8 protein-coding genes and 1 pseudogene are annotated in these 7,421 nt (G+C 60.8%); 5 read left to right on the forward strand and 4 right to left on the reverse strand.

Features of this window, described 5'->3' with window-relative positions:
* Together ENZ74_RS15265 and ENZ74_RS15270 are read right to left on the reverse strand one after the other, a co-directional pair.
* Nucleotides 1-301, reverse strand: a pseudogene (locus tag ENZ74_RS15265) (GMC family oxidoreductase); the annotation flags it as partial.
* Nucleotides 302-303: 2 nt separating this feature from the next.
* Nucleotides 304-930 (reverse strand): gluconate 2-dehydrogenase subunit 3 family protein, encoded by a 627-nt coding sequence (locus ENZ74_RS15270; RefSeq protein WP_244514297.1) that lies wholly within the window; start codon nt 928-930, stop codon nt 304-306.
* A 588-nt stretch (nt 931-1,518) separates the two neighbouring features.
* Here ENZ74_RS15270 and ENZ74_RS15275 point away from each other — a divergent pair.
* Nucleotides 1,519-1,956: a VOC family protein gene (locus ENZ74_RS15275; RefSeq protein WP_063167925.1), complete on the forward strand. Its 438-nt coding sequence runs from the start codon at nt 1,519-1,521 to the stop codon at nt 1,954-1,956.
* A gap of 10 nt (nt 1,957-1,966) precedes the next feature.
* Here ENZ74_RS15275 and ENZ74_RS15280 read toward each other — a convergent pair whose 3' ends face one another.
* A complete protein-coding gene (locus ENZ74_RS15280; protein WP_063167926.1) occupies nt 1,967-2,272 on the reverse strand; it encodes a ribbon-helix-helix domain-containing protein in 306 nt (101 codons plus the stop codon).
* A 207-nt stretch (nt 2,273-2,479) separates the two neighbouring features.
* On the opposite strand from ENZ74_RS15280, the gene ENZ74_RS15285 reads away from it, so the two are divergent.
* From ENZ74_RS15285 to ENZ74_RS15295, 3 genes are all read left to right on the forward strand, one after another.
* Nucleotides 2,480-2,875 (forward strand): VOC family protein, encoded by a 396-nt coding sequence (locus tag ENZ74_RS15285; RefSeq protein WP_027161507.1) that lies wholly within the window; start codon nt 2,480-2,482, stop codon nt 2,873-2,875.
* Between the two features lie 81 nt (nt 2,876-2,956).
* Complete coding sequence (locus ENZ74_RS15290) at nt 2,957-3,487, forward strand: Twin-arginine translocation pathway signal (RefSeq protein ID WP_063167927.1); 531 nt, start codon at nt 2,957-2,959, stop codon at nt 3,485-3,487.
* A 46-nt stretch (nt 3,488-3,533) separates the two neighbouring features.
* On the forward strand, nt 3,534-5,105 hold the full coding sequence (locus tag ENZ74_RS15295) for a GMC family oxidoreductase (RefSeq protein ID WP_063167928.1): 1,572 nt from the start codon (nt 3,534-3,536) through the stop codon (nt 5,103-5,105).
* A gap of 65 nt (nt 5,106-5,170) precedes the next feature.
* On the opposite strand, the gene ENZ74_RS15300 is transcribed toward ENZ74_RS15295, so the two are convergent.
* On the reverse strand, nt 5,171-5,584 hold the full coding sequence (locus ENZ74_RS15300) for a hypothetical protein (RefSeq protein ID WP_024503521.1): 414 nt from the start codon (nt 5,582-5,584) through the stop codon (nt 5,171-5,173).
* A 312-nt stretch (nt 5,585-5,896) separates the two neighbouring features.
* Here ENZ74_RS15300 and urtA point away from each other — a divergent pair, with 312 nt between their 5' ends.
* Nucleotides 5,897-7,207: an urea ABC transporter substrate-binding protein gene (urtA, locus tag ENZ74_RS15305; protein ID WP_013531849.1), complete on the forward strand. Its 1,311-nt coding sequence runs from the start codon at nt 5,897-5,899 to the stop codon at nt 7,205-7,207.
* Nucleotides 7,208-7,421: the final 214 nt, after the last annotated feature.

Raw genomic sequence — 7,421 nt, forward strand, 5'->3', positions numbered from 1 at the left:
CGCCGACGCCGTTGCCGGGGAGGAAGGAGCCGAAATCGCGCATCGGCAGCGCCTTCTGCGATGGGTCGTTGCGCACCGTCATGGTTTCCACGGCGGGCTGCAGGAAGAGGTCGCGCCGGATGCTGTAGCGCAACTCATCCTGCGCGTAGCCGATGTTGAAATCGGTTGCCGTATCGCGCCAGGGGCCGCGTTCTATAGCCACCACGTCCAGGCCCTGATCGGTCAATTCGTGGGCCAGAATGGATCCCGTCCAGCCGAGGCCGACGATCACGACGTCTTTGCGAGGCAGTATCTTGGTCATGATCAGGCGCCTTTGCCGAGCCATTCGGGGCGCCCGATGATCGAGACAGGCGGCTGCGGATATGGCTGATTGTGTTTGCTGACATGGTCGCGGTAGTCGTAGCGGGCGCCTGGAAAACCAAGCATGCGCCACGAGACCATGTCCTTGTTGCCGCCATAGACGGGGTCGGCAAAGAACCCCTCCATGGTGTTCTGCAGCAGAAGCCCGAAGAAACCCGGCCCCTTGACGCCATTGGGCAGGTCGACCTTCCCGGCCTCCATAGCCGTCAGGAAGGCATCCTGTTCGGCCGGTGCGAGCTCGACGAATGTCTTGCCGTCCCGCTGTTTCAGGAAAGCGTCGATGGCGGCAAGCCCGGTGCGGTAACGCTGCGCCGGATTGGCCTCGCCCTGATAGCCCTGGGTGGGCAGTCCAGGCAGAAACGGGCCTTGCGTGTAAAGCCGGCTCGACGCACCGAACGCCCCCATCAACTGCCTGTCGATATAGACGGCGCAACCGGCTTCCTTGCCGCCCATGCTGAGCTCGTCGGCCGGAATGATGCGGTCGACGATCGCCTCGACTAGAGCTGCTTCCTGGGCCGAGAAAAAGTGCCAGCCGCCTGCCACGACCTGCGTCGGTGGATCGGATGTCATTGGCGTCCAGGGCAAAGTGCCCGAGAACGATCGCGCAAAACCGGCCGATGTCGCGGTTGCCGTAAACATTGCGACCGAGGACAGGAAAAGACGCCGATTCATTCGGACAGGGTTGCGACGGTTCATATTAGGAATCTCAAAAATAAGAGAGCACGCTTGGGAAGTGATTCCCAAGTATTCATGACAACGATAGTTAGGTTAAGCCGCAGATCGAATGCCGATAGACTGCGAGATGAAAATGACCTCGTCAACCACATCACAAAATCGTTAGCGAGGGTTTGGTCTACTGTCGATCAGGTCTGCTTGTGCTGTTGGAAGCCGGTTTTCGCCCGGAACTTGGGCTGCAGCGTCGCCTCTTGCAGAGCGTCCTGGCATACGCGGCCGGATACTGGACCGATAGAAACAGCATCGTGCCATCAGGCATGAATCAGGGACAGCCACAGACCGGCTGGCGTTCGAGGTAGTGGTCGACACCAGGGCGCCACCGCGACGTATCACGAGGCGTTCCGGACCCCTTGATCATACCTGCTCAGCTGGCAAGCAGCCTAATGAGTTTACGACCTGGACGACGCCTTGTAGACTGAACACATGGCGCTCAAACGGATGGACAACATAGGAATCGTCGTCGATGACCTCGAAGAGACGATTGGTTTCTTTGGCGAGCTCGGCCTTGAGCTCGAAGGGCGGGCCACGATCGAAGGAGAATGGGCCGGACGTGTCACTGGACTGGGCGATCAACGCGTCGAGATTGCCATGATGCGGACGCCGGACGGCCACAGCCGGCTCGAACTGTCCCGCTTCCTCACGCCGCCTGCCGTCTCGGATCACCGCAACGCCCCGGTTAACGCCCTCGGCTACCTCCGCGTCATGTTCGCCGTGGACGACATTGAGGGGACGCTTGAAAGGCTCCGCAATCGCGGTGCGCGGCTCGAAGGCGAAGTTGTCCAGTATAGAGACGTGTATCGGCTCTGCTACATTCGAGGGCCCGGAGGGCTTCTCATAGGGCTCGCGCAAGAACTAAGCTGAGCGCAATGCGCTAAGCGGCCTGCCGCTTCGGCACCATCTGCTCATCCATCCCCGGCCGATGGCCGCGCAGATAGAGCGCGCAGGTGGTGCGCAGCATCGACGCAAAGTTCGGGATGGCGCCGTTGATCTCTATGGCTTCGTCATAGAGCTTGGAGATGAATTTCGGCGTCGTCAGGTTCTGGTTTTCGGCGATCTCGTCAAGCAACGCCCAGAACGTCGCTTCGAGCTGGATGCTGGTCGAGTGACCGTCGATGCGAATCGAGCGGTTGATCTGGCGATAGCCTTCGGGGTCCTGGCCCGCAAACACCCTGCACATCCGACAAACCTCCCATGATTGTTGGTCTTGGGTGGACGGCGTGCAGTTTGATACTGCTTGACCTGTCCCCACACGTATTCTCGGGCAAAATTGCCGGTCCGGCAATCGGACTTTCGTCCCGTTCGCGGCTGCGGGCGTGGTAACCGGCTGCCACCACCTTTTGTCCGCGCCGCGCATAATCGCCTCCACACCAGCGCGGAGACTAATTTGGCCAAGGCGATCCACAGTATGATCCGGGTTCTCGACGAGACCCGATCGGTCGATTTCTACAGAAACGCCTTCGGGCTCAATGTCGCCGACAGGCTGGATTTCGAGACGTTCACGCTCCTTTACCTCAGCAATGCCGAGGCAGGGTTCGAGCTCGAACTGACCGTGAACAAGGATCGGCAGGAAGCTTACGGGCTCGGCGACGGCTACGGTCACTTCGCTGTCTCCGTCGCCGACCTCGACAGCGAACATGACCGTCTCGGTGCGCTTGGCCTGAATCCGAAGAAGATCGTCGAGTTCAACCGCGACGGATCGCTGATCGCCCGCTTTTTCTTCATCGAGGACCCCGACGGCTACAAGATCGAGGTTCTGCAGCGCGGAGGTCGCTTCCAATAGGAGACATAGCAGTCGCGCCGGCAGGTGCGGCGCCAGCAAACGCACTCTCAACAGTGCACATAGCAAGCAGGGAGGAATAAAATGGTCACGATCTATGACGCGAAGCCCGGGCTTTCCCGTCGTGAGCTTCTCAAACGCGGCGGCATCGGGGCGCTGCTCGTCATCTCCGGTAGCGCCGTCATCAGCCCTGAACATGCCTGGGGGCTCGAGACATCGGCACTCAAGCCCGAAACCATGGCGACGCTGATCCAGATGGCGCGTGACATCTATCCGCACGATCAGGTGCCGGACAAATACTACGCCATTGCCGTGAAAGGTCATGACGAGCAGGCCGGCAAGGACGCCGCCTACAAGGCGATGCTCGAGGATGGCATCGCCGACCTCGACAAGAAATCCGGTGGCGGCGGCTATCGCGGCCTCGGCTGGGAGGACCAGCGCGTCGGCGTGCTGAAGCAGATCGAGGCGACGCCGTTTTTCCAGGCCATCAGAGGCGGCCTTGTGGTCGGCCTCTACAACCAGAAAGAGGTGTGGCCGATCTTCGGCTACGAGGGCGAGTCCTATTCCAAGGGCGGCTACATCGCGCGCGGTTTCGACGACATCGAGTGGCTCTGAGCTCCGTCGTTCCTGAACCCGCAAACAGAAATCATGGGAGGAAACCATGGCAGCTTCATTTGATCTGAACAACGACGGCGTGGTCGTCATCATCGGTTCGGGCGCCGGCGGCGGCACGCTCGGCAACGAACTTGCCCAGAAGGGTGTCGACGTCGTCATCCTGGAAGCCGGCGCGCGCCACGAATACGAGGATTTCGTCAATGACGAGTGGGGTTCGTTCGCCCAGCTCGCCTGGACCGACAAGCGCACCACGTCCGGCGACTGGCGCGTGGCAAAGGATTTTCCGAACCTGCCGGCCTGGATCGTCAAGTCGGTCGGCGGTTCGACCACGCATTGGGCGGGAGCCTCGCTGCGCTTCCAGGAGCACGAGTTCAAGACGCTCTCGACCTATGGCAAACTGGAAGGCGCCAACCTGCTCGATTGGCCGATCACGCTGGCCGAGATGGAGCCCTACTACGCCAAGGCCGAGGCCAAGATGGGCGTCACCGGCACCAATGACTGGCCGCGGCTGCCGGGCAACAACAATTTCAAGGTGTTGAAGGCCGGCGCCGACGAGCTCGGCTACAAGGAATGCCACACCGGCAACATGGCCATCAACTCGGTCGATCGCGACGATCGTAATTCCTGCCAGCAAACCGGCTTCTGCTTCCAGGGCTGTAAATGGGGCGCCAAATGGTCGACGCTCTACACCGAGATCCCCAAGGGCGAGGCGACAGGCCATCTCGAAGTCAGGCCGAATGCCATGGCGATCAAGATCAACCACGACGCCAGCGGAAAGGTGACCGGCGTCGTCTACGCCGACAAGGACGGCAAGCTGCAGGAGCAGAAGGCGCGCATCGTCGCGGTTGCCGGCAACTCGATCGAGAGCCCAAGGCTGCTGCTCAATTCGGCGTCGGGAAAATTCCCCGATGGGCTTGCCAACTCGTCGGGCCAGGTCGGCAAGAACTACATGCGCCACACCACCGGCTCGGTCTATGCCATCTTCGACAGGCCGGTGCATATGTATCGCGGCACCACCATGGCCGGCATCATCCGCGACGAGGCGCGGCATGATCCGTCGCGTGGGTTCGTGGGCGGCTACGAGTTCGAGACGCTGTCGCTCGGCCTGCCGTTCATGGCCGCATTCCTCGATCCGGGCGCCTGGGGGCGCTCGTTCACCACCGCACTCGATCACTACGACCACATGGCCGGCCTGTGGATCGTCGGTGAGGACATGCCGCGCGCGGAGAACCGCATCACGCTGCATGCAGACGAGAAGGACGCACACGGCATGCCGATCGCCGACGTGCATTTCGACGACCATCCGAACGACACGGCGATGCGTAACCACGCCTACAAACAGGCTACGGCACTTTACGATGCGGTCGGCGCCACCCGCACCTTCCCGACGCCGCCCTATCCCTCGACCCACAATCTCGGCACCAATCGGATGAGCGAGAAAGCGGAAGACGGCGTCGTCAACAAGCACGGCCAGGCGCACGACATCAAGAACCTGTTCGTGTCGGACGGCAGCCAGTTCACCACCGGGGCCGCCGAAAACCCGACCCTGACGATCGTGTCGCTGGCGATCCGCCAGGCCGACTACATCGCCGCGCAGATGTCGGCAAAGACGATCTAGTCACATCCTCCCGACGGACTGCTGGCGCGGAACCCGCAAGGTTCCGCGCCTTTTTCTTGCCACCCTTATTGCTTGGTGCAGGTCGATGCGGTGAAGGCGCCGTCGGGTTGCTTCATGATGATGTCGAAGGAGGGCACGGTTTCGCCGTCAAGCGTCGCCTGGGTCAGCGACAGCGAGTTGCCGCCGGCGGTGTAGCCGCCCAGTGGTCCCAGCCAGGAAATCACGCCGTTCGCATCCATTTGGTAGTTGTACCCTTGCTGAGCGGGGCCGAAGCCGCCGAGGCTGGTGTAGACAGGGCCGCTGTAGACGTTCCCCTTGATGGTGATGTCGCCGAGGCTGAGGAACATGCCAAGCAGGTACACTTCGCAATGATAGGTGCCGTCAGGCATCTTGCCATCGCTGAAATCGGCTCGCGCGGCTCCGGTTGCTGCGGCCAGAAGCAGTATGCCGATGAAAAAGCGTGAAATCCCTGAAATCATGACGTCGCTCGTTTGAAGAGCGAGCTTGCCCTATTTTTGCACCGCGCCGCAACATCGGTCGCCCAAGGCGCCGCTATTCAGATCAAAATCTAGGCAGTCTGGGAGAATGAGCGAAAATTAGGCAAAAACTGTGTAAGCTGCGCAAATTTCCCTCAATCGATTTCTGGCCGGCTCTCTTTGTTTTGGAAGCCCTATGTTCCAAAGCGCTGATATCTATGAACTATTTGTACCCTTTCGGGATCGCTGGAGCGGTTGGCATGGGGGTTGCATTGTAGTGTTGCGGTGCAATCAACTAGCTTGGGAGTCCGTAATATGAGGGGTAATTTCTCGACAATAACAAAAATGTTTTCGGCTGGTGCGGTCGCCGCCGGCCTGTTGATGTCGGCTCCGGCCAAGGCCGCCGACGACACGATCAAGGTCGGCATTCTCCATTCGCTCTCGGGGACCATGGCGATTTCGGAGACGACACTGAAGGACGCCATGCTGATGCTCATCGACGAGCAGAACGCCAAGGGCGGCCTGCTCGGCAAGAAGCTCGAGGCGGTGGTCGTCGATCCGGCTTCCAACTGGCCGCTGTTTGCCGAAAAGGCGCGCGAACTGATCTCCAAGGACAAGGTTGCGGCGGTGTTCGGCTGCTGGACCTCGGTGTCGCGCAAATCGGTGCTGCCGGTGTTCTCCGAACTCGACAACATCCTGTTCTATCCGGTCCAGTATGAGGGCGAGGAGAGCGAGCGCAACGTGTTCTACACGGGTGCGGCGCCGAACCAGCAGGCGATCCCGGCGGTCGACTATCTGATGAGCGAGGACGGCGGTTCGGTTAAGCGCTGGGTGCTGGAAGGCACCGACTACGTCTATCCGCGCACCACCAACAAGATCCTCGAGGCCTATCTGAAGGCCAAGGGCGTGGCGGCTGAAGACATCATGGTCAATTACACGCCGTTCGGCTTCTCCGACTGGCAGACCGAGGTTTCGGCGATCAAGAAGTTCGGTTCGGCCGGCAAGAAGACCGCCGTCGTCTCCACCGTCAACGGCGACGCCAACGTGCCGTTCTACAAGGAACTCGGCAACCAGGGCATCAAGGCCGAGGACATTCCGGTCATGGCCTTCTCGGTCGGCGAGGAAGAGCTTGCAGGTCTCGACACCGCGCCGCTGGTCGGCCATCTCGCCGCCTGGAACTATTTCGAGAGCATCGATACGCCCGAGAACAAGAAGTTCATCGCCGACTGGCACAAGTTCATCAAGAACGACAAGCGCACCACCAACGACCCGATGGAGGCCCATTATATCGGCTTCAACATGTGGGTGAAGGCGGTCGAGAAGGCCGGCACCACCGATCCGGACAAGGTCATCGACGCCATGATCGGCGTGTCGGTGCCGAACCTGACCGGCGGCTATTCGACGATGATGCCGAACCACCACATCACCAAGCCGGTGCTGATCGGCGAAATCCAGGCCGACGGCCAGTTCGAGACCGTGTCGCGCACGCCGGGCCTGGTGATGGGCGACGAATGGTCCGACTATCTGCCTGATTCCAAGGACCTGATCTCGGATTGGCGCGCGCCTCTGTCCTGCGGCAACTTTAATGTTGCCACCGGCAAGTGCGGCGGCAAGGGCACGAACTGATCCCTCCCAGGGCTGACCCAGTCAGACCGCGCGCGTCCGGACGGCTTCCTCCGCCGTCCGGACGCCCACTTCAACCTTCAGGGGTTACCAGAAACCAATGACCTTAATCCGCACGGGTTTGATGCTGTTGTTCCTGCTGGCGACACTGTCGTCATCGGGCGCTGGCGAAACCGATCTGCGCGGCATCATCGCCAAATTCGCCACGGCCAAGGGC

The organism is Mesorhizobium sp. M7A.F.Ca.CA.002.15.2.1 (genome assembly GCF_003998715.1).
GTDB lineage: Bacteria > Pseudomonadota > Alphaproteobacteria > Rhizobiales > Rhizobiaceae > Mesorhizobium > Mesorhizobium ciceri.